The sequence below is a fragment of the Ensifer sp. BR816 genome, assembly GCF_000378985.1.
In the GTDB taxonomy this organism is placed as follows: Bacteria; Pseudomonadota; Alphaproteobacteria; order Rhizobiales; family Rhizobiaceae; genus Sinorhizobium.
In genome coordinates, this window is the sequence record NZ_KB905370.1 from 2472026 (window position 1) to 2494475 (window position 22450).

Consider the following 22450-nt stretch of genomic DNA (forward strand, 5'->3'; position numbering starts at 1 on the left):
GTACTTTTACCACAGTTTTTCAAGCAGTTCTATTTCCACGTCACTCGATGGCGAGTGAATTTCTAGTTTCTGGTATCGATGAGCCGGGTGGCGATCGACAGGACCGAGACACGCCCTGCGGCGATCACCGCACGCAGGTCTTCGGCAAAGGACTTGGTGGACTCGGTTGTGGGTCGAAGCTCAGGGAAAAGTGGTTCGTTCGTCTGCAAAACAATTATCAGACTTCTGCCGAATGTGCTGTCGACGGCGAAGGAGAGCTTCGCTGGATCGACTGCACCTTCGGCCGTCGGATAGGCAACCCGGATCGTTCGCATTCCCTCAGACACGGTTCCGAGGTCGGCAAGCGCATGATAGGGTCTCTTGATATTCGGAAGAACGTTAAAGAGATTGCCGGTGACGTCGGCGATTGCGACCCACAAGTAGCCTTCGTCAAGCGTGGCCGGCGCCAGCACGTCGATGACCGGGTTATCGCCAACCGAATAGATGCCGGACATGTTCGGTTCGGACTTGTCGCCATATCCGAGGACGATTGTCATCGCACCCTGCCTTGCATCCGGCAGCAGCTCCTGAACGACGCATAGCTGGGTGTTGAGCACTGTGGCGTCGAAGTGCTGCTCGCGATCCCCAAGATGCGCGGCAAGCGCCTGTTGAACGGCCTGGATGTCCTTGCTGGAGGCGACGTTTCCCCGGATAGATACCATCGCGCCAAGGGGGTAGGTACCCGTCTGCGGAGGCAGAATCACGAGTGGTCCGCAGGTCTGCAACGGCACCAGCAGGGATTTCAGTTGATCCGGCGACAGATCGCGGGGACCGGCGGCGATACGTAGGACCGGCTCATAGCCGGCCTTTTTGGCAGCCGCAGCAAATCGGGTTACCGCGGCTTCGCGTCCTTTGACATCGCCCGCAAGTCCGGTAAGGCGAACCGTTCGATCAGCAACTTCCAGCTTCCACTCGTCCAACGGGGCGGCGAGCGCAAAAAAGGCAGCCAAGTCCTGCGCCCATCGTTCAGACGGAGCGCCGTCAGCAAGAGTAAGGGTGCCGTCGGGTGGTGCGCGCCCGACCGTTTGTTTGAAGTTCGAAAGGATTGCCTGTTGCTGGTCGGCATCAGGAGCAAAGCCGATGAGCGTGGTTCGTCCTTTTCCATCAACACCGGCAACTAGCTTGTAAGGGGTCGCGAGCGGGAGGGCCGTTCTCGACAAGTCCTCAAATGCCCCAGAAAGCCAAAGCCCAGCGATTGCTGCCAGCGTCCCGAGGGGCAGGATGACGAGCCATGGTCTCCCGGTTGCTTTTTCGAAGCGCCCCCTCTGCGCATCGTCAAGGCCGGGCTGCAGCAACCGCCCCATTTCCTTGACGACGGCGGCGGCGCTTGGCGGCCGGTGGGCAGGCTCGGGCTGAGTAAGATCGTCAATCAAGGTCTTGAGCGGTTCTGGTACGCCAGAGGTATCCAGCCGGCGTTCCTTATGGCGAATGACCTCGCCCGGGCTCCTTCCGACGTCCGGGATCTTCCCGCGAAAAATTGCGAGCAGCGATGCTCCCAGGGCATAAAGGTCTGAGCGTGGCTCCGCCTGACCGTGCATCTGCTCTGGCGCGGCATATTCGTACTTACCCGCAAAGTCATTGCCGACGATCGTGCGGGCACCTGCGGTGCTGTCCTTCGCGATGCCAAAGTCGATAATGACGGCTTCCTCCGGTCTGCCGTCACGCAGGACGATGTTGTCCGGGGAAAGGTCGCGATGGACGATCTTGCGCTCATGCGTTGCGACAAGTCCTTCGGCCACCCTGTGTGCCACCACCAGCAGATCTCGGGGAGAAGCCCCACCGCGCTCGAGCCATTCGCTGAGGGGGGTGCCTGCTATGTAGTCCATCACCAGGTATACGTGGCCGTCGCCCGTTTGACTGCAGTCGGTGTAGCGAACGACCGCGTCGTGCGAGATGCTGCGCACCTCTTCCTCTCGTTTCATGAGCTCGAGATAACTGGCATTTGCCGACAGTTCGCGCTTCAAAGCCTTGATCGCCACCACACGGCCGGTAATTCGGTTGCTTGCTCGATAGACCTCGCCCGTCCCGCCGCGGCCCAGGACACCCTCAATCTCATAAGTGTTGTTGAGCACCTGGCCTTTGCGAAAGATGTCCCCGGGCAGTGGATCGAGCATATCATGTCTCCAAACGCACCCAACGGAAACCAGCGACCACAATACTCATCAAGAACGCGCTGCCTGCTTATTTGTCAAGAATACTATAATGTGGCACGCTGTGACTAGTGATCCAAGACTAGAGGCACCTATTCCAAAACACCGGCAGGAGCCCGACCGACATGCAGCAGAACATGTCTTCTCCAAGCTTCAAGCGCAAGGAACTGGTCGGCAAGCTCAACCCGATATGCCTGCGCGCGTTCAAGGCAGCGGCGGACGCGGCCAAGCTTCGTGGCAACCCTTATGTCGAACTCGTTCACTGGATTGAACAACTGACGCTTGTCGACCGCGCCGATTTTCAGTTGATCCTCCGGGACGCGGGCGTCGACCTCGGCCGTCTTGCCGCGGAAATGGCAAGAGCGATAGACAAGCTTCCCTATGGCGCGACCTCCATCGAGGAATTTTCCGATCACATCTTTCACGCGATCCAGGAGGCTTGGAGCCTGGCCAGCCTGCAGTTCGGATCTCAAGAGGTGCGCGGAGCCTATGTCCTGTTAGCCTGCAGGAAGGTGCCGGTGCTTGACGGTCTCCTCTCGAAGATTAGCACTGAATTCGATCGGATCGATGCGGATTCGATCGTCGCTCGGTCCGATGACGTGCTCGCTGGATCACTTGAAGGCGCCCGAAACGAAGAGACGCCGGAACCATCCCGGAAAAGACGTCAGGCAGGTTCTGACTCTGCGTTGGCGAAATATGCCGTGGATCTTACTCGGCGTGCACGCGACGGAAAAATTGACCCGGTCCTGGGCCGCGATCCAGAGATACGGCAGATCGTCGACATTCTCATGCGCCGGCGACAGAACAATCCGATCCTGACGGGCGAAGCAGGTGTAGGCAAAACCGCTGTGGTCGAAGGGTTTGCTCTGCGGCTTGCAGCCGACGATGTGCCGCCACCGCTAAAAGGGGTGTCGCTCCACATGCTCGACATCGGCTTGATGCAGGCGGGGGCAAGCGTCAAGGGTGAGTTCGAAAGACGACTAAAGACAGTAATCGATGAAGTTCAGGCATCGGAAAGTCCTATTATCCTCTTCATCGACGAAGCTCATACGCTGATCGGGGCAGGCGGTGCGGCGGGAACAGGAGACGCGGCAAATCTTCTCAAGCCCATGTTGGCGCGCGGCGAGCTTCGAACGGTCGCTGCAACGACATGGGCCGAGTACAAGCAGTACATCGAAAAAGACCCCGCGCTGACACGGCGTTTTCAGGTGGTCAAAGTCGAAGAGCCCGATGAGAACGGCGCTGTCGTAATGCTCCGTGGTGTGGCAGGCGTGTTGGAGAAACACCATCAAGTGCAGATTCTGGACGAAGCGATCGAGGCGGCCGTCAATCTTTCACATCGCTATATCCCGGCGCGCCAGCTGCCTGACAAGGCGGTCAGTCTCCTCGATACCGCCTGTGCGCGTGTGGCTGTATCGCAGCACGCGACACCGGCGGAAGTCGAAGACCTTCTGCGGCGCAAGCAATCACTTGAAATCGAGAAGGGGATCATCGGGCGTGAGGCCGTGATCGGCATCGAGGTTCAGGAGCGTCAGGCCAAGGTGGCAGCCGTTCTCGCCGAAACGGAATCCGAGTTGTTGGTCGCAAAGGCTCGCTGGGAACAAGAAAAATCGATCGTATCCGAAATTCTCGAGCTGCGAGCAAAGCTACGCGGAAAGGGAGTTGAGCTCGACCATGCATTGGCCAGCGAGGGGAAAGGCGAGAATGCCGCGGCATCCGACCATGGGGATCAAGCCCCGTCGGAAGGTAGCGTTGGAGCGAGCGCTGAACAGAAGTCGGAGCTTGTGCGGCTCAGGGTACTTATGGGGGAACTTGCTGAGTTACAGGGAGAAACGCCGCTCATACTGCTTTCAGTTGACACGAATGCTGTAGCCTCAGTGGTACAGGATTGGACGGGTATACCCGTGGGACGAATGCTGACCAGCCAGACCGAAAAGGCACTACAGCTAGCGAACGTTTTGGCAGAGCGGGTGGTCGGTCAGGACCTGGCGATGGAAGCGATCGCACGGCGGGTGCAGACCAGCCGAGCCGGACTGGGTTCTCCCGAGAAGCCCGTCGGCGTCTTTTTGCTGTGCGGCCCATCCGGCGTCGGTAAAACGGAAACTGCTCTGGCTCTCGCCGAGGCCCTCTTTGGCGGCGAGCAGAATCTGATCACCATTAACATGTCGGAGTTTCAGGAGGCGCATACAGTTTCCACTCTCAAAGGCGCTCCTCCCGGCTATGTTGGCTATGGCAAGGGGGGCGTCCTGACCGAAGCCGTCAGACGCCGACCCTATTCAGTCATTCTGCTCGATGAAGTCGAGAAGGCGCATCCGGATGTGCACGAAATCTTTTTTCAGGTTTTCGACAAAGGAATGATGGACGACAGCGAGGGGCGGCGGATCGACTTCCGCAACACGCTCATCCTTCTGACGTCGAACGTCGGCTCGGAGGCTATCATGAAGCTGACCGACAGCGGCCGGACGCGGCCTCCGCTTGAGGAGTTAGAAGTCGTACTGAGGCCGCAATTGCTGAAGGTATTCCCGCCGGCATTCCTCGGCCGGGTTATCGTCGTGCCCTATTATCCGCTCTCAGACCTGATGATTGAAGCAATCACGCGACATCACTTCCGCAAGATTGCACGCCGGTTGCGCGCTAGCCATGACGCTGAGCTGGTTATCGAAGATGGCGTTTTGCAATTAGTCAAGGCGCGTTGTACTGAGGTTGAATCGGGGGGGCGCATGATCGACGCGATCCTGACCAACTCGCTTCTGCCGGCTTTGAGTAAAGGCGTTTTGAATTCGGCGCTCGAAGGCAAACGCCTGTCCAAGGTGACGGTCGGCGCATCTGCGGAAGGCTTCACCTACGCGTTCGAATAGCGGCAGCATTGCTGACGATCTTTTGTTGCGACCGCGTCCTTAGCTAACTGCCTGGAACTCTACGCGCCTGTTCTCGTCGGCCTTCGGGTTTCCCGAATTGAGAAGAAACTGCTCGCCTACGCCAACCGCCTCCAGGCGTTCGAGAGCAATGTGGCATTCGTCGGCGAAGAACCGTGTCACTTCCTTCGCGCGCAGCATCGACAGCTGTTGATTGTAAGCCGCGCCTCCGACGGCATCGGTGTGCCCTATCACTCGGACGAGCTTGATGTCCATTTCCTCCATGATTCTGCAAAGCTGGCGAAGCGCCGGCTTCTGATCCAGGGCGATGGCGGCGGAATCGAAGGCAAAGTTCACGCGCACATTTATCTGGTCCGAAGACGGCAGCTTCCAATAGGTCTGCGGATCGGTGGTCGTCTCGGCCGTAACTGCCGATGTCGGCGACGAGTCCTTTGCTGCGGTTGCCGGAGGCTGAGCTACTTCGCTCTCATCGGGACCGGATTGGATGCTTTGGGCCTGAGTGGCAGGAGGGGATGGCGGAGCGACTTTTGCTTCACCCGTCGCGTCGATTGCCACCGGCGTGGCCGCTGCATTTGGCCCGGGGTTGGTAAGAACCAGGCCGCGCGTGGCTCCAAGCTTTGATGCCTCTGCAGCCTTGAACAACTTAATTTGGCGCTGAAAGCGCTCTTTCAGCGTAGAATCGGTGAGTTCCTGTGCCTCCAAGACACTTTGTGGAACGAAGAATAGAGCAAGAAACACCGCTAGATTCGCTGCCGGCAGGCGCATCATCTCAAGGCTCCCTTTGGCGAGGAGGTTTCGCCGTCTACAAAATTACTATAGGATAACTTGGGGGGCAACTGTTCAGGTAACGGCTTCGCGATGGAGCGAATGAGAGGGTTCATCTGCTCATGACCCAGGATTCGCGGGACGGTTCATCGACGCGTGTACCTAACCGGCTGGGGAGGCCGGAAGGAGCGGGGCTGAGCCACACCGGTCAAGTGCGCAACAGCAACGAGGACGCAATTCTCACTGATCCCTCCGGCGCACTTTGGGCCGTTGCCGATGGAATGGGCGGATATGGCCATGGCGATGTCGCTGCTGACATGGTCATCGAGCAGCTTGCATTGCTCCCCCACGCACCGATTACGTCTGCTCATCTCGTTGGAGCACTCCAGGCAGCCAACTCCGAAATACGGCGATGGGCAGCCTCTGCCAATGTAGAGCAGATGGGCGCAACAGTAGTGGCCGCGATCGTCGACGGCCAGGCAGCGACAATCGCTTGGGTGGGAGACAGCCGGGCCTATCGCTTGCGAGGAGGGGAGCTGTCGCAGCTTACACGCGATCATTCGGTTGTGCAGGAACTTATCGATGGCGGACACCTCGCGCCAGCCGCAGTGTGGCAGCACCCGCAAGCTCATGTCGTAACTCGGGCAATCGGAGCTGGCAATCGCCTGGATGTGGACACGACCGAGGTCGCGCTGGAGCCGGGGGACATTTTGATTCTTTGTTCCGACGGTTTGACCGACTGCGTTGCAGAGGCGGAGATCACCTCATGCGTGAAATCGGTATCGACGCCTGAGGCTGCCTGTCGACGGCTGGTCGCCGCCGCTCTCGATCGCGGTGCTCCGGACAACGTCTCTGTGGTTGTGGTTCGCATTGACGGAGCTGCAGCGCCTTGAGGCCAATGAACCCGATTGCAGCCCTCGTCATCGGCATGAGCATCGTTCTTGCGGCGGCGACTTTTGCCTTCGTCGCTGACCTGCTTCGCAACGTAGAGCCGGATCCGAATGCTGCAAAGATAGACCGGCTCACTCAACAGCTTGCCCAGCAGGACGGAGAAATTCAGGCGCTGCGCGCCGAACTAAGCGCACTCAGGAGAGAGCTTGCAGAACTGGCGGCCGCCCCCCGCCCTGAACCCGTTCCGCCCACGCAGCCAGCGCCGCCGCCCGACCAACCTGCGACCGAGCAGTCATCCGCGCTGGACCAATTCGGCGGCATGGCGCCGCCACAGGAAACTGAAGACCTGACGGAACCCATGCAGTTGGCAAAGAAGCGCTTCAATGACGGCATCCTCCGTCCGAAGCCGGGGGTGCTCCGCGAAATCCTGGGCGAGCCGCGAACCAGTTATTCCACAGCCTGCCAGCCGGTGACCAATCCGAAACTGGTCAGAACTCTGGCGACCCGCAATTTTGGAAACTTCCGACTGACGATGATTAGGCCCGCGCTCGAGTCTTTGGGCCAGGTATTGGAGCGCCTGAAAAAGGAAGAGCCGGACATCTATGCTGCGATCGGAACGGCTGGTGCGCTTTGCGCACGTTATGTGCGCGGTTCTGCCAAGTCCGTATCCTCGCACGCCTGGGGGGCAGCCGTCGACCTGACGCTCAAGAGGAACCTCGACAGGATGGGCGATGGCAGCACGCAGTTCGGCCTCGTCGTGCTTGCAGAGTTTTTCAACGACGCGGGCTGGTACTGGGGTGCCGGCTACAGTCGCGAAGATTCCATGCATTTCGAGGTCGGCGAAGCGCTGCTTCGCAAATGGGCCGCAGAGGGCAAGCTGTGAAAGATCATGTCCGATCGCCCGGTCAGGATGGAATGCGAGCGGACGTTCTTCCTGAATTGGCTCAGCCGCTGCTAGCGCTCGCAAAGCGCGCCGAAAGCGAGAAACGGCCGGACCCAAACGAGTTGGCAGCAACCGCACGCACACTCGTAGCTGCATTCGAGATCGAAGCCCGCCGAATGAACGTTCCGCCGGACTGGCTCCTGGACGCACGCGACGCGCTCGTCACTTTGCTCGATGCCCGCGCGCGCAACAATCCGGCGCTGCCAGTGCGGCAATGGGAGCGTGCTTTTACGGCCGCGCTTCCAATCAGCCGGAGCCTTGGTTCAAAACGTCTCGCAGAACGGGCGGCGGAGGCGGCGAGGGGCGGTCCGGCACGGCGCGATCTCGCCCGTTTCCTTGGTCACTGCGACGAGGCCGTTCAAGCCGCACATTCGGCGGGTGAGAAGCATAGAACGCGAGCAGATCGCGGCCTGGTATTTTTAGGCGTCGTGTGCTTCTTCGCAATATTGGTGGCTTGGGCAGCATGGGCCGAATGGCGGTTCCGCGAGCAGCTGATAGCGCAATTGCCCGACGTGGAGCGCGTTATCGAAGCGGGCATTGCCGCAACCCCGGCCGCGCGCGCTGCTCAGCTTGATGCCTTCGCCGCAGCGGTTCGCCTCGTTGAGCAGAATGCGCCGAGCTCACCGCTCGGCGTTATTCATTTTGTTGAGAGTGTCGATCCTGGTGCGACCGCCCGTCGCCGCTACAGCGAGGCGGCGGATGCACTTGCTGCAGGGCCCCTCGCCGAGGCACTTGCAGTTGCGCTCGCCACGGAAGGGGACGCCAATGCGCTCTACGATTCCCTGCGGGCCTGGTCGATATTGAAGGGTACATCGGACTGGCAGCCGCGTTTTCTGGCCGGCTGGGTCGCCGACCGGGTCCGGACCTTCCCCGAACTCGCTTATCTCGCCCAGCATGTTGCCGCTATGTCCAGGGCCCCGCCGGCCATCCCATCTGCGGATCCGGAGACGATCGCCCAGGCACGCCAGTTCGCTTCTGAAGGCTTGGCGAGCGAGCGCGCCTTGCTGGAACTGATCCGAGCTGAGGAGGCGGCGGAACTCCCATCATGGTCTCTTGACGAGGTAGTCCCTGGCCTTGACTCGATTTTGATACACAGTTCAGGTCTGGCGATCGAACGCGAGATATCGGGCCTGTATACGGAGTCTGGATGGAATTATGCGCGCTCCGGCGGCGCAAAGCAGGCGATCGAGCGGGCGAGCTCGCAGGCTGCAACGCTTCTAGCGGCTGAGGGGACGACAACGACGGAGGTCGTGATGGATCTCCTTCAAAAACGCACGTTGGAAGAATGGTCCAACTACCTCGGTGATCTTCGCGTCCGGCCGTTCTCCGATCAACCCACCGCCGTACTGATCAGCGGTGCGCTAAGCGCCAGCAATTCACCGCTTTCGGCGCTGATCCGGGAGGCTTGGCGTCAGTCGGGGGGCACCGACCGCAACCGAAGCCATGCCAACCAGCTTCGCGTCGCAGCAGCATTGGGGCCGGCCATACAGTTTGTCGAACAGGGGCGGATGTCGGAGATCTCCCATCTCTTTGTGTCGTTGAACGTGGCCCTTTCCGTTCTCGATGCAAATGCCGAGCTTGGAAAGAAACCGCTCATGGACGCCCAGGAGCGCGCCAACTCGATCGTAGCATTGCAGCAAGCCCCCCTTCTTCTGGTGCAGATAGTAGAGGATGTGATTGCCCAGACGGCTGCTCCAAAAGAGCCCGAGGCGACTTCGGAGTCAGTCCCGCAGGAGAGAGCCCAAGAGAGACCACAGGAGAAACCAAAGACACCATGGGGTTCAGAGATCGCGACCGCCTGTCAGGCGGTCGTGAGTGGCCGGTATCCTTTCTTCGATGGCCCCGACGCGGACCTTGCCGCAGTGGCACGAATCTTCGCACCTGACGGCTCTGTGGGGAGCTATTATCGTGCGCAATTGGCGCAATTGATGGACACGTCCACGACTCCGTGGCGCTGGAAGCCGGAAGCGCGCCTCTCTGGCTACACACCCGAAAGCGCTATCTTTTTCCAAAGGGCGCTTGCCGTCGGAGGCGCTTTTTTTGGCCAGGGAGCGACGCCTGACGTATCGGTAACGCTGGAGGCGCTCGCTCAACGAGGAGCGGCAACGATTTCGATTGGCGGTGCTCATGCTCCGGTCGTCACGTCGGGCGACGCCGTGAGGTTGAACTGGCCGGGGCCCTCACCCGCGCAAGGCTTCGAAATTTCCTTCGACATCGGCACTGTGGTCGAGAAGAAGAGCGCACCCGGTCCATGGGGCTTTTTGCGCTTCCTGGACGGGGCACATTTGCGGCCACGTGAGGGCGGCCGGCGCTTCCTGGTTGATGTGCGCGGCAAGGGCGCTCGGGCCTATCTTCAGATGTCTTTCGGCAGCGCTGCAAATCCCATAGCTGCGCGTGCACTTCTGCGGGGTTTGACCTGTCCGCTCACTCTTCAACCTTGAGTTTCCAAGCTGTGCAGTCCGGCTTGATCGGTTGATCAAGGGATAGGCACTGATCCACGACTTGGCGAAATTCTGGCGCGGTGAGGTTGCGTGGCGATTGTCCTCCGGGGGACATGCTCAAGGGATGTCAAGGCAACTTGTCGCGAGCTATGTTTAAGTTCAGGCTAAAAAGATCGCAAAATGTATCGACTGGCACACGGCGCAGGCATGCCTACTTGGGCGGCTCGTCACGCGGATCTACCCAGTAAGCAGGTGAAGTTGAACCGGACTCAGCAAAACGGGCGCCAAGCCTGAAATCTACCTTCGGTGCAATCAGATTGCCGGTCGAACCGCGGCTGTCTATTGCCGACTGCTATCCTTTCCCGAGTTCGTCCATGGCGACCCCGAGAGCGTCTGCAAGCGCCTCCTTGCCACTCGCAGGCATCAGGGCGATGCCGGCCGCAAGCCCCTCCTGCCATGACGACCCTCGATCCCATGCCTCCTGGTATGCGTCCGCCAGAACGGCGCCCTGCCGGATTTGCAGCATGGCCTCGAAAAGTGTTGCCGCCTGTAGCAGGTCCTTGTCCCGCTTCGCCCTCGCGAGCGCGTCCGTCAGACGTCTGGAGGCCACGATGAGCTTGTGGACGGCATATCGTTCTGGAGCAGGCACGTTGACACTCACGCCCTCCCGGTGCAGCAGCACCGTCCTGACAGGCTCGTAAATCAGGAAGTCCAAGAACCGAAGGTTTTCCGCCGAGGCGCCGCCGAGGGCAGGCATAGGGGAGGGCTTGCCCGCGTATTCATCCGACCCTCTGTTGCCCGTCAGGAATTCGACACGGTAATTGCTCCGGTTGACGAATGCTGTCACGCGCGCCTTGTCGGCCTGATGCGGCACGGCCCGGAACGACGGATCGATGGCTTGCAAGATTCCCAGGATCGGTGGCAGGCTGTCATCGACCTCTTGCGAGATCGCGAAATCCATAGCCAGGTCGGCATCGCCGGTCTGCGTCGCGGTTGTCGGCAAGCGGACGCCAAGGACGCCCGAATAGCAGCCATAGGCGACCGATCCGACGAGAACGCCACGTAGGCGAAAGAAACCCGCATCCGCGAGCGCCTTGGTGACATCGCCAGCGAAGCGATCGGGACCCTGCATGCCGCCCGAGCGAAGAAGCGTGGAGACCAAACGTCGCCGCTCCCTGATGTTGCCCTTGATCTCGCGATGTCGCCTGACACGCGCTTCGATCTCCGGATCAGCAGCGGGGCCAACATAGCTCCGCTTGTCCTTGCCCTCGGGAGTTGGGATGTCGAAATAGAAATAGTTTTTGCCCTTCACGGGGACCGTGACGAAGCGCCCCTCGAGCGGAAAATCCGATTGCCTTTGCGCGTCCAATGCCTGTTGGGCGAGTTCCGCGAACATCGTGCGGAATACAAGATCGATATCTCTCATTGTCCCGCCGGCCTCGGTTATAATGTGTTTGCAAAAACATTATAACTTCGCCGGTTATAACGTTTCTGGGAAAACATTATAACTTCCCGGGTTTCTGTCAAGCCGCCTGCCTGGAGAAAACGCCCCACCGAGTCCTCGCTCCGCGCTCCAAGTGCAAGGTTTTGATAGCCGCAGTCCGGTCCGCAAGGAATTGGCGCTTCGTCCATTCTATTGGTTTCCGGCACACACTCGAGCTGCTCCTCGAAGAGTCTGGTCGCCATTGGACGAAGTTCACCTTCACCAGCCACGGAACAGCTCTTCTGAAGTCAGCAATCGCTTGCCTTCGCACGTTCGGCAAAAAGCAAACAACACCACTCAGTCACTATGCCCACAAATCCTGAACGTTCACAGCTAGGGTGACTGGAAGCTTCGACGGCTCGCCGAGACGCTGATCGATAAGCGCCGCTCATGTCCGCATGATACCTACTTATTTGCGCCGCAGCATTGCGCATCATAGGCTTTCCTCACAGCCCGCGATCAAGACGGGCAGTGCGACGGGCACGTAAATCTGTCTCCAGAGAGGAATTTCAATGTTCAGCAAACGCATGTTTCTGGCAGCGACGACGCTCGCCTATGGTCTGACCCTCGGTCACGCGATGGCCGCCGAACCGATTTCCGTCATGAGCTTTGGCGGCGCCTATCAGGAAGCCCAGCGCAAGGCCATCTTCGATGCCTACTCGCAGGAGACTGGACGGGCGGTATCCGAGCAGGAGTACGGCGGCGAGATCGCCAAGATCAAGGCGATGATCGACAGCGGCAACACGACAATTGACGTCGTGGACGTCGACGCGCCGACCCTGCTGCAGGGCTGCGATGAGGGTATCTTCGAGCCAATCAACTGGGAAAAGGTCGGACCGAAATCGGAATGGCTCGCCGGCACCACATCGGAATGCGGAGTCGGCACGATCGTCTATGCGACGATACTTTCCTATGACGAGCAGAGGCTGGAGAAAAAGCCGACAAAGCTTGCCGACCTCTTCGATCTTGCCAATTTCCCCGGCAAGCGCGGCCTGTGGAAGAACCCGGCGACCAATCTGGAATTCGCATTGCTGGCCGATGGCGTCGCCCCGCAGGACGTCTACGCTATACTCGCGACCCCGGAGGGCGTCGACCGCGCCTTCGCCAAGCTGGACACGATCAAGAACGAGATCGTCTGGTGGGAGGCGGGCGCGCAGGCACCGCAACTGCTTGCCTCCGGCGAGGTGACGATGACGACGGCCTGGAACGGCCGCATCTTCAGCGCCAACAAGGAGGGCCGCAAGTTCGGTATCGTCTGGGACAATCAGATTCTCGATTCGAACTACTGGGTCATCCCCAAGGGAGCGAACGACATCGAGGGCTCGCTCGACTTCATCCGCTTTGCCGTCGAGCCCAAAATCCTGGCGGGCATCACAAAATACATTCCCTATGGCCCGGTACGCGCGACGGCGGCCACCGAAGTGGCGCCGGAAGACGCCAAGAATCTGCCGACGAGCCGGGATAACCTGACGACCTCCCTCACGCTCGACAACGCCTTTTGGGCAGACCATGGCGACGAGATCAGGAAGCGCTTCACCACTTGGCTTTCCAACTAGGAGGCGGGTTGATGAACACGTTGACGCTGGAAAGGAGGCGGCTCGACGACGAGCCGTCACCCCGAACCGCTGCCGAGACCATGGTCGCTTTCGAACATGTGCAAAAGACCTATGACGGACGCACGCTCGTCGTGGAGGACCTGAACTTGAGCGTGCGGCGGGGTGAGTTCCTGACGATGCTCGGACCGTCCGGCTCTGGCAAAACGACGACGCTGATGATGCTCGGCGGTTTCGAGCAACCGACGAGCGGGCACATCCTGCTCGAAGGACAGGCAGTGGAACTCCTGCCGCCGGAACGCCGCGACATCGGCTTCGTCTTCCAGAACTACGCGCTCTTTCCGCATATGACCGTCGCTGAGAATATCCGCTTTCCCCTGCGCTATCACGGCGTCAGGGGGGCGGAAGCAAAGCGCCGCGTCGAGGAGGCGCTTTCCATGGTTAAGCTTGCCGGGTTTGGCGAGCGCCGCCCGACACAGCTTTCCGGCGGGCAACAGCAGCGCGTGGCGCTCGCCCGCGCCATGGTATTCAATCCAAAGCTCATCCTGATGGACGAGCCGCTCGGCGCGCTCGACAAGCAGCTGCGCGAGCACATGCAGGTGGAGATCCGGCGGATCCAGCAGCGCCTCGGTATCACCATGGTCTACGTGACGCACGACCAGTCGGAGGCGCTTACCATGTCCGATCGCATCGCCGTCTTCCACGAGGGTCGAATCCAGCAGCTCTCCGATCCGGTGACCCTCTACGATCGGCCGGAAAACCGCTTCGTCGCCGGCTTCATCGGCGACAACAACACGCTTTCCTGCGAGTTCGCCGGCGTGGAGAATGGCTTGTGCGTCGTGCGGATGCCGGACGGGACCCGTCTCCTAACGACCAGCCCCCCCGGCCAGGCGGGCTCGAACCTGACAATCTCCCTGCGACCCGAACGGCTTGGCCTCGACAGTCCCGACCGCAAGAACGCGGAAAACCGCTTTGCCGCCGAGGTGCTCGACAGGACCTTCCTTGGCGACCGAGTACGCCTGACGCTGCAAGCCTTCGGCAGCGAGCGCCTCGTCGCCGCCGTACCGGCCCCGGAAGGCGCAGAGATCATGCCGGGAAGTCGGATCGCCATGACCTGTTTCGCCGCCGATTGCCGAACGCTGACGAGGTAACCATGACACAGACCATGTCTCTCGTGGCGCCCACTTCGGCTGCCAGCCTCGGAGCAGCGCTGCGTCGGGCCGAGCGGCCGAACCGTCTCAAGGCATTGGGCCTTGCACTGCCGGCGTTGTTCTTCCTCGTCGTCACCTTCGCCGCGCCCATCGGCGTCTTCCTCACGACCGCCGTGCGCAATCCGGAGGTCCGCACGGTCCTGCCGCAAACCATCGCCGCGCTGAAGGATTGGGACGGACGTTCGACACCCGGCGAAGAGGTCTTTGCCGCGCTCGCGGCCGACCTTGCCCGAGCGAAGGACGGGAACACGGCCGCCTCGCTTGGCAAGCGACTGAACTACGAAAGCGCTGGCATGCGCAGCCGCATCATGTCCGTGGTCCGTCAGCTCGGCAAATTCCGAGAAGGCGCTCTCGCCCCGCAGTTCGCCGCACTCGATCCCGCCTGGGCGAGCCCCGATCTCTGGGCGATCATCAAGCGCAATGCCAGTCCGGTGACGCCGTATTACCTGCTGACCTCCGTCGACTTCGGACAGAACCCCGCCGGCAGTATCGAACGGGTGCCGGATAGCCAGGCGGTGTTTCTCGACATTCTCGGCCGCACGCTCTGGATCGCCGGCCTCGTGACGGTTGCGACGCTGGTCCTTGGCTTTCCCACGGCCTATGTCATTTCGTTGGCGCCCGCACGCATCGCTGGCTTCCTGCTTTTGCTGGTGCTGCTGCCGCTCTGGACGTCGCTGCTGGTGCGCACCACCGCCTGGGTCGTGCTGCTGCAGACGGACGGGGTGATCAACCAGGCGCTTCTGGCGCTCGGCCTCACCACGGAAAAGCTCCAACTGATGCTTACCCGTTTCGGCACCGTGACGGCGATGACGCATATCCAACTGCCCTTCACGATCCTGCCGATCCTCAGTGTCATGAAGTCCATTCCGGAAGGGCAGATGCGGGCCGCGCGCTCGCTCGGCGCCCCGCCGCACTTCGCCTTCTGGCGGGTTTATGCACCGCAGACGTTGCCGGGCGTTGCCGCCGGCTGCCTGATGACCTTCATCCTGTCTCTCGGCTACTACATCACGCCGGCGCTCGTCGGCGGCCCGCGCGATCAGATGATGTCGAATTTCATCGCCACCTACATCAACCGCGACCTGAACTGGGGCATGGCCGCCGCGCTCGCCTGCCTGCTCCTTGTCATGACGCTTTCCATCTATTTCCTGTTCCTGCGCCTTTTCGGCGCGGAGCGCATCAAACTCGGATAAGAACCATGTGGCTTCCCGCTTACGCGACCCGCAGCGAACGGCTCTGCCGCTTCGCCGTCGTCACCTTCGCCGTCGCCGTGCTCGTCTTCCTGATCGGGCCGCTCTTCGTCGTCTTTCCGCTATCGGTCTCCAAGGATCCCTTCTTCACTTTCCCGATTCAGGAATACTCCTGGCGCTGGTATGCGGATTTCTTCGGGAATTCGCGCTGGATGCAAAGCCTCCTCAACAGCCTCGTCGCAGCGATTTTGAGCACGGCGCTCGCCACCTTGTTCGGCACCCTCGCTGCCCTCGGCATCAGCCGGCCCGGCTTTCCCGGCCGTAAGGCAGTCATGGCACTGATGATTTCGCCGATGATCATGCCCGTCGTCATCGTCGCCGTCGGCGCCTACATGTTCTTCGGCTCACTGGGGCTCACCAACACGCGAACCGGACTGGTGCTCGCCCATGCGGCGCTCTCCATTCCCTTCGTGGTCGTCACGGTGTTATCGGCGCTTTCCACTTATGATGCCAATCTTACGCGGGCAGGCGCGAGCCTCGGCGCCGGGCCGATCAGCGTGTTCTTCGCCGTGACGCTGCCGCTCATCCTTCCGGGTGTCATCTCCGGCGCGCTCCTCGCCTTCGCAGTCTCTTTCGATGAGGTGATTGTCGCGCTGTTCCTCACGGGTGCCGAACAGCGCACGTTGCCGGTGCAGATGTTCTCCGGCATCCGCGATCAGATTAACCCAACGATCATGGCTGCGGCGAGCCTGCTCACCACCGTCTCCATCGCGCTGTTCGTGGCATTGAACCTCATCCGCCGCGTGCGGCGGGCCTGATCAGCCGTCCCGCGTGTCGGCGAGAAAAGCGTCGGCGAAATGCGCTGCGAAGCTCTCGGCCACCGCAGAGCGCTTGCGGTCGGAGCTGAGATAGATACCGACGACGACGTCCGCGAGCCTGGGGAGGCCGAGGGCGTCGTCGAGCGTTGCGAGCTTTGCCGGCACAATGCGCCGGGCAAGCACTGTATTGCCGAAACCGGAGCCGACGGCCGCCTCGAGGCCGGCAAGGCTGGGGCTCGTGTAGACGAGGTCGTAACCGCGCCCTTCACGTTGCAAGGCCGTCAGCATGGCCCGCCGGTAGAGACAGCCTTCCGGGTAGCAGACGATGCGCAGATTGGCATTGTCGTCCGTCACCAGAGAGGTCGCGCTGTCGCCCACCCAGGCGAGCGGCTCCTTCCAGGTCATGAACGCGCCTTCCGCCGGCCCGTCCGGCGTCATCGCCACGACGAGATCGTAGAGGCCGTTGCGCAGGCCCTGCAGCAGGATATGGGAAAGATCGCAGACGACCTCGAAGCGGAAATCGTGACCGCTGCGGCCAAGGCGCGGTATCAGTCTCGGCAGGAAATGGTCGGCATAGTCGTTCGGAATGCCGAGGCGGATCTTGCCGTGCTGGTCGCGCCTCGACAGGCGCAGCACCATCTCGTCGTTCAGCGCCAGCATCTGTCGGGCATAGCTCGCGACCAACTCGCCAGCCTCGGTCGGCTGGGCACTGGCATCCTTGGCGAAAAGGGAAACGTTGAGCAGTTCCTGAAGCTTCTTCATCTGCAGGCTGATCGCCGGCTGGGTGCGGCCGAGCTGTTCGGCAGCGCGCGTGTGACTGCGCAGGTCGATGACGGCGAGGAAGGTGCGAAGAAGGTCGGTCGGGATGTTTCTCACGGAGGTCGGCACCGCTTCCAAAAGGAAACGGGCCGATCGGGCGGCCCGTTTCAAGTTGCCCGCGGACGGGTCAGGCGGGAAGGATATTATGCTCCGGGCCGAAGGGGAAGCCCGTGATGTTCTCGCTGCCGGTCTCGGTCATTACGAGGATGTCATGCTCGCGGTAACCGCCGGCACCGGGCAAGCCTTCCGGGATGGTCAGCATCGGTTCCATGGAGACCACCATGCCGGGTTGGAGAACGGTGTTGATGTCTTCGCGCAACTCCACCCCCGCCTCGCGGCCGTAGTAGTGCGAAAGCACGCCGAAGGAGTGCCCATAGCCGAAGGAGCGATAGCCGAGGAGGCCGTGGCCGCGATAGATCTCGTTGAGTTCCGCCGCCACATCGCCGCAGCGCGCGCCGGGCTTGAGAAGTTCAAGCCCGCGGCGATGGACGGCGCAGTTGATTTCCCAGATGCGCAGGTGCTCATCGCTGGCATGATCGAGGAATAGCGTCCGCTCCAACGCCGTATAGTAGCCGGCGATCATCGGAAAGCAGTTGAGCGAAAGGATGTCGCCCTTGCGGACACGGCGCGAGGTCACGGGATTGTGGGCGCCATCCGTATTGATGCCGGACTGGAACCAGACCCAGGTGTCCATCAGCTCGGCGTGGGGAAAGCGGTTCGCGATATGGCGGATCATAGCTTGCGTACCGGCAAGCGCCACCTCGTATTCCGGAACGCCTTCGCCCACGGCCTCCGCCACTGCGGCTCCGCCGATATCGGCCGTCGCGGCGCCCTCCTTGATGAGCGTGATCTCTTCCTCTGACTTGATCGTGCGCAGCCACATAGTCGGCGAGCCGATATCGACAAATTCGACGAGCGGAAAGGCCTCTTCCAGCAGGCGACGAAGATCGAGGTTCACCTGGTCGAATTCGATGCCGATACGGGATACCGCCGGCAGGAGCTGTTGCAGGGCATAGAGGAAATTATCGCGCTGCCAGTCCGTGTAGGTGATGTTGTCGCCGAAGGTACGGCGATAGGGCTGGCCGGCATCGATGCCGGCGGAAACAGAGGTCGCCTTTTCCGGGGTGATGACGAAGGCATACCGCCGTCCGAATGAACAATAGAGGAAGTCGGAGAAGTAGCAGACGTTGTGGTAGGAGGTCAGAATCGCCGCGTCGAGCTTCAGCTCTTCCAGAATGCGGCGCATCGCGTTCTGCCGCCGCATCATTTCATCAGATGAGAATGTCGGCTGAACCTTTTCACCGTTGTGCATCTCCTGCAGCCGAAGAAGCTGATTCGGCATCCCTCTCGCAAACACGTTCATTTGAAAACTCCTTCCACCGCGGCCAATCCGCCGTTTGACGAGGCGCAAGGGTAGAAATCTTCGTCGTCGCTGGAAAATTAGAAGTTTCAATGGTTCCATAAGGGGAGGCAGCGATCTCGAAAGAAGGCCACTTTCGGCGCAGCCGCCTTGGTCAGAAGCCCGAGACGCTGATCAATAAGCGTCGCTCATGTCCGCATGATACCTACTTATTTGCGCCGCAGCATTGCGCATCATAGGCTCTTCCTTGGCTGCAAACTGTTATCTCAAGGCGCGGATCGTCGTTGAAGCGCCCGGCGCAAAAGTGCTCGAGGACGTACTCGGAGCTTCTATCCGCTCGAGCACCCGACAAGTCTGCGGTGATGCTATCGAAATTGTTCCGTTACGCGTTTGGGCCGCCGTTTTTTCCCTGCTGTCCGTTGACTGGGGCTGTAAGGATCAGAGGATTAAAGTGGGAGACGTTCAGTCATCGACGGCCAGAGCCGCCCCGCAGGCGCAGCGCCTGAAGATCGGATTCATCCTCTCGCGGTGGTTCACGCTGTCGGCCTTTGCCCTGTGCGTCGATACCCTCCGGCTTGCGAGTGACCAGCTCGACCGATCGGGCCGCGTCCTCGCCGATTGGCAGGTCCTCGGCAGCACGAGGCACCTGATCACCTCGAGCTGCGGCGTCCAGGTCGCTCCTACATCGGACTTCGTCGATCCCGGCGAGTTCGATTACATTGCCGTGGTTGGTGGACTTCTCAGTGTCGAGCAGCCGGTCGACCATGAAACAATCCGGTTTCTGAAGCGGGCGGCTTCGAAAAGCGTTCCGTTGATCGGCCTGTGCACCGGCTCCTTCATTCTGGCGGAGGCAGGCCTGATGAAGGAACACCAGACCTGCGTGAGCTGGCTTCACTACCACGAGTTTCGCGAGCGATTTCCCGATCATGACGTCCGACCGGACCGGCTGTTCAATCTCGACCGCAAGCGCGGCTCCTGTGCGGGGGGAAGCAGTGCCGCCGATCTTGCGGCTGCCTTGGTGCGGCGGCACATCAGCCGGGACGCCGAGCGCAACGCGCTCGAAGTCCTGCAGATCGAAAAGGCCCGGTCGCAGTTCGATATCCAGACGCGGCAGCCGCTGCACGACTACGTTAACGACAACCGTGTCATGGCCACTCTGATAAATATGGAGCAGCATCTCGAAGGTGGGATCACCATCGAGCAGCTTGCAGCCTCCGTCGGCTTGTCGCGCCGCCAGCTCGAACGCTTGTTTTCCGAGAAGGCGGGCATGTCTCCCGCTCTTGCTTTCCGACGCCTGCGATTGGACAGGGCGAGGCACATCCTGCTGACAAGCAAGAAGCCCATCATCGAGGTCGCGCTCGACGTCGGCTTTGTGAACACCTCGCATTTTACCAAGGAGTTTCGGCGGACGTACGGCCGAACGCCCGCGGAGATCAGAGATTCCGCAGCACGTGTATCGCTTGGCATGTCGTAATCGCCCCTTCCGAGGGGCGGATAGGGGCGATTTGGTAAGCGGGGTGCCGCTACGGCATCATCGCGCGGTAGCGCTCGCGCTCGCGTCGAACCTGGTCCAACGTGTAGGGGTCGGCGTTGTCGTCGAACCGCGTCCATCCTTCCTCGGCGTAGAGAGTGCGGCGCGCGATGGGATCGACCCGGTCCCGTTGCTCGAGGATCGCTTCCGCGTTGGGGACAAGGCTGTCGTCTACCCTGGCGGTCACCAAGGTGCCGCCGCGGCGCACGCCCTCGGCATAGACATGGGCGTCTTCCTCATCGATACCCGAATCGGTCAATGCATCGATCAACCCTCCGGCTGCGCCGCCGGCAACCGCGCCGGCTGCCGCCCCGGCAGCGGTGGACGCCAGCCATCCTGCCGCCACAACCGGTCCAACACCGGGAATTGCCATCAGGCCAAGCCCGGTCAGCAGGCCGACCACCCCGCCGCCAACGGCGCCGAGGCCGGCTCCGGTTCCGGCACCCTCGGCTGCGTCGGAACTGTCTGTCGCGTCGCGGTCGGCAATGTTGTTTGCGACGATGCTGATATCATCGGAGGGCACGCCTGCCGCTTCCAGGTCAGTGACCGCATTGCGCGCGTCAGCGTAGTCGTCAAATAGCCCTGTTACGGTTCTCATTTTAGTTCTCCCTTTCGGTTACAGGACGTCCGCGCGCTACTGCGCCGTCACGTTGCCCTGATAGTCGAGAGCGACAGACACGGATTTGCCGTCCTTCATGGCGGTCGCCTGCCACACGCCTTTGTCGTCGAGCTTCAGTCCCGTGACGTCGGCGTATCCGGCTGCCTCGATCCGTTCCTTCGCCTGAGCTTCGGTAAAGCTGTTGGCGCCTTCGACCGGCGCCGCCGGGTTCTGCGTGTCGGGGGTTGCGATCGCTGGCGTACTGCCCTCCGAAGATGGTGTGGTTTGCGCAAACGCCACCGTGGCCGCAGCGCCAATCAGCGCTGCTGCGACAACAGTCAAATTTTTCATGTGTTTACCTCTTTCGAAGACCGGGATTGATCCTCGCGCAAAAAACTCGTGAACGCGGGATTGGTTCCCGAGCGCTTTTGCGCCTCGGGTGACAGGCGTAGTCGGTGCCCTCCACGGGCGACCCCCGCCAATAGCCTCCGGATTTGGCAGAATGGGACGTCTTCCGAAGCTTATCTGAATTCACTGGGCCGGCTTTGACTCTCCCACTGGCCCGAAAGTGTCGCTTACACTTGGACGATGCCGTTTTCCTCGCCGTCCCAATATTGAATTCGGTCGGCGTGCACCTTGATGAGCACGAGGCCGGGCGTGTCGACACCTTGGGTAAACCAGCGCTCCAACCCCTCCACCCAATGCTCCTGAAACTGTGTTCTATCGCGGATTATTGTCGCGCGTCCCTCAATGGAAAAGAAGATCCCGGGCTTTCCGAGAAGGCCTGGCGGTTCGGTGAACGACAAGGTCACCCCCGGATCGCGACGAATGTCGGCTACCTTGTTGGTAGTGTCATGGGAGAAGAACCATGAGTCGCCATCATATTCGACATCGCCATTGTTGCTCATCGGGCGATGGGAAATCGCACCCGTCTCCGCCTTCGTCGCCAACATGCAAAAATCGATCTTCTTGAGCTTCTTGGCGATATCGGAAAGCGTCATTGTGGTCATGGCAGACCTCGTTCGGAACTAAGGAGAACTCTTGGCGAGGCGTACCTCGGATAGGGAATGTGGCCCAGGCCGAAAGGTTCCGCTGTTGCGTGATTGCGAGCTCGGCGATGGGATGTCGTGTCTCCACCACTGTAGGGCTGCGGGCGCTTGTGTTCGCACCGTCAGAGGATAGTCCCGATCGCTTAGCCGACCTGTTCCACAGACAGCGTGCCTGCGGGAAGCGGCCTGATCAGAGATTTGGCTGAAACCGACGGATCGAGCCAATCCGCCCATGTGTTGCGCTCGAGGATGACGATCTGCCGGTCATGGTACGGCGCAATGTCCGCCCCCGGCTCCATGGTCAGCATGGTGAAAGCCTGCCCGACGGCCGCCGTCTCGCGCCAGATGCCGGCGATGCAGAAGATTGGCTCGTCTTTCTTGGTGAACAGCCACTTGTCCTTGCGCTTCTTTTTCGGGTCCTTCGGATCGGTGAACTCGTAAAACCCGTCCGCAACGATCAGGCAGCGATTGGAAGTGAACTCCCGCCCCTCCGACCGGAAATTATACACCGGCCGATTGTTCGGCCCCGGCCAGCTCCAGCGCCGCTGCACGAGCTCGGCCTCATCGCGGGCCCGGTCGACCGTCCTGACAATCGGACCGAGGTCGGTGATCTTGATGTCCTCGCGTGCTTCCAGGTTCGGCGCGCCTTCGCCGAAACGGATTTTGATCTTGAGATCGGCGAAGTCCTCGACGATTGAGGCGACATCCACCATCAGCCGATAATCATTGCACATGC

The 22450-nt window shown here is 60.9% G+C and carries 18 protein-coding genes; 9 read left to right on the plus strand and 9 right to left on the minus strand.

Annotated features, from left to right (window positions below; translation table 11 throughout):
• Positions 1–62 precede the first annotated feature (62 nt).
• A complete protein-coding gene (locus RHIBR816_RS0111950) occupies positions 63–2153 on the minus strand; it encodes a serine/threonine-protein kinase (RefSeq protein ID WP_018236779.1) in 2091 nt (696 codons plus the stop codon).
• A 161-nt stretch (positions 2154–2314) separates the two neighbouring features.
• Here RHIBR816_RS0111950 and tssH point away from each other — a divergent pair, with 161 nt between their 5' ends.
• A complete protein-coding gene (gene tssH, locus RHIBR816_RS0111955) occupies positions 2315–5047 on the plus strand; it encodes a type VI secretion system ATPase TssH (protein WP_018236780.1) in 2733 nt (910 codons plus the stop codon).
• A gap of 39 nt (positions 5048–5086) precedes the next feature.
• On the opposite strand, the gene RHIBR816_RS0111960 is transcribed toward tssH, so the two are convergent.
• A complete protein-coding gene (locus tag RHIBR816_RS0111960) occupies positions 5087–5833 on the minus strand; it encodes an OmpA family protein (protein WP_026186898.1) in 747 nt (248 codons plus the stop codon).
• Between the two features lie 119 nt (positions 5834–5952).
• Between RHIBR816_RS0111960 and RHIBR816_RS0111965 the strand changes: the two genes are divergently transcribed.
• From RHIBR816_RS0111965 to RHIBR816_RS0111975, 3 genes are read left to right on the plus strand one after another with little or no spacing between them, the layout of a single operon-like run.
• The gene (locus RHIBR816_RS0111965; protein WP_018236782.1) at positions 5953–6723 is read left to right on the plus strand and encodes a PP2C family serine/threonine-protein phosphatase; all 771 of its coding nucleotides are present in this window, start codon (positions 5953–5955) and stop codon (positions 6721–6723) included.
• Positions 6724–6758: 35 nt separating this feature from the next.
• Positions 6759–7604, plus strand: coding sequence for a M15 family metallopeptidase (locus RHIBR816_RS0111970; protein ID WP_245262578.1), 846 nt, complete (start codon positions 6759–6761; stop codon positions 7602–7604).
• A 32-nt stretch (positions 7605–7636) separates the two neighbouring features.
• Positions 7637–10105 carry an ImcF-related family protein gene (locus RHIBR816_RS0111975; protein WP_018236784.1) on the plus strand — a complete coding sequence of 823 codons (2469 nt, stop codon included), beginning with the start codon at positions 7637–7639 and terminating at the stop codon, positions 10103–10105.
• A 352-nt stretch (positions 10106–10457) separates the two neighbouring features.
• Here the strand turns inward: RHIBR816_RS0111975 and RHIBR816_RS0111980 are convergent, their stop codons facing one another.
• Positions 10458–11531, minus strand: a complete 1074-nt coding sequence (locus RHIBR816_RS0111980) for a GSU2403 family nucleotidyltransferase fold protein (protein WP_018236785.1) — start codon at positions 11529–11531, stop codon at positions 10458–10460.
• A gap of 569 nt (positions 11532–12100) precedes the next feature.
• Here RHIBR816_RS0111980 and RHIBR816_RS0111985 point away from each other — a divergent pair.
• From RHIBR816_RS0111985 to RHIBR816_RS0112000, 4 genes are read left to right on the plus strand one after another with little or no spacing between them, the layout of a single operon-like run.
• On the plus strand, positions 12101–13144 hold the full coding sequence (locus RHIBR816_RS0111985) for an ABC transporter substrate-binding protein (protein WP_018236786.1): 1044 nt from the start codon (positions 12101–12103) through the stop codon (positions 13142–13144).
• A gap of 11 nt (positions 13145–13155) precedes the next feature.
• Positions 13156–14292 carry an ABC transporter ATP-binding protein gene (locus RHIBR816_RS33980; RefSeq protein WP_018236787.1) on the plus strand — a complete coding sequence of 379 codons (1137 nt, stop codon included), beginning with the start codon at positions 13156–13158 and terminating at the stop codon, positions 14290–14292.
• 2 nt (positions 14293–14294) lie between these two features.
• The gene (locus RHIBR816_RS0111995; protein WP_018236788.1) at positions 14295–15542 is read left to right on the plus strand and encodes an ABC transporter permease; all 1248 of its coding nucleotides are present in this window, start codon (positions 14295–14297) and stop codon (positions 15540–15542) included.
• 5 nt (positions 15543–15547) lie between these two features.
• Complete coding sequence (locus tag RHIBR816_RS0112000) at positions 15548–16357, plus strand: ABC transporter permease (RefSeq protein ID WP_018236789.1); 810 nt, start codon at positions 15548–15550, stop codon at positions 16355–16357.
• Here the strand turns inward: RHIBR816_RS0112000 and RHIBR816_RS33985 are convergent, their stop codons facing one another.
• Positions 16358–17233 (minus strand): LysR family transcriptional regulator, encoded by an 876-nt coding sequence (locus tag RHIBR816_RS33985; protein ID WP_157628158.1) that lies wholly within the window; start codon positions 17231–17233, stop codon positions 16358–16360. It lies immediately after the preceding gene.
• Positions 17234–17303: 70 nt separating this feature from the next.
• Entirely contained in the window at positions 17304–18518 is a 1215-nt protein-coding gene (locus tag RHIBR816_RS0112010) for a M24 family metallopeptidase (protein ID WP_018236791.1), read from the minus strand.
• 469 nt (positions 18519–18987) lie between these two features.
• Here RHIBR816_RS0112010 and RHIBR816_RS0112015 point away from each other — a divergent pair, with 469 nt between their 5' ends.
• On the plus strand, positions 18988–20010 hold the full coding sequence (locus RHIBR816_RS0112015) for a GlxA family transcriptional regulator (protein WP_018236792.1): 1023 nt from the start codon (positions 18988–18990) through the stop codon (positions 20008–20010).
• Between the two features lie 49 nt (positions 20011–20059).
• Here RHIBR816_RS0112015 and RHIBR816_RS0112020 read toward each other — a convergent pair whose 3' ends face one another.
• The 4 genes from RHIBR816_RS0112020 to RHIBR816_RS0112035 form a co-directional block, all read right to left on the minus strand.
• A complete protein-coding gene (locus RHIBR816_RS0112020) occupies positions 20060–20665 on the minus strand; it encodes a general stress protein (protein ID WP_018236793.1) in 606 nt (201 codons plus the stop codon).
• Between the two features lie 36 nt (positions 20666–20701).
• Complete coding sequence (locus RHIBR816_RS0112025) at positions 20702–21016, minus strand: PepSY domain-containing protein (RefSeq protein ID WP_018236794.1); 315 nt, start codon at positions 21014–21016, stop codon at positions 20702–20704.
• A 224-nt stretch (positions 21017–21240) separates the two neighbouring features.
• On the minus strand, positions 21241–21675 hold the full coding sequence (locus RHIBR816_RS0112030) for a pyridoxamine 5'-phosphate oxidase family protein (RefSeq protein WP_018236795.1): 435 nt from the start codon (positions 21673–21675) through the stop codon (positions 21241–21243).
• A gap of 182 nt (positions 21676–21857) precedes the next feature.
• Positions 21858–22448 (minus strand): SOS response-associated peptidase, encoded by a 591-nt coding sequence (locus RHIBR816_RS0112035; protein ID WP_018236796.1) that lies wholly within the window; start codon positions 22446–22448, stop codon positions 21858–21860.
• Positions 22449–22450 lie beyond the last annotated feature (2 nt).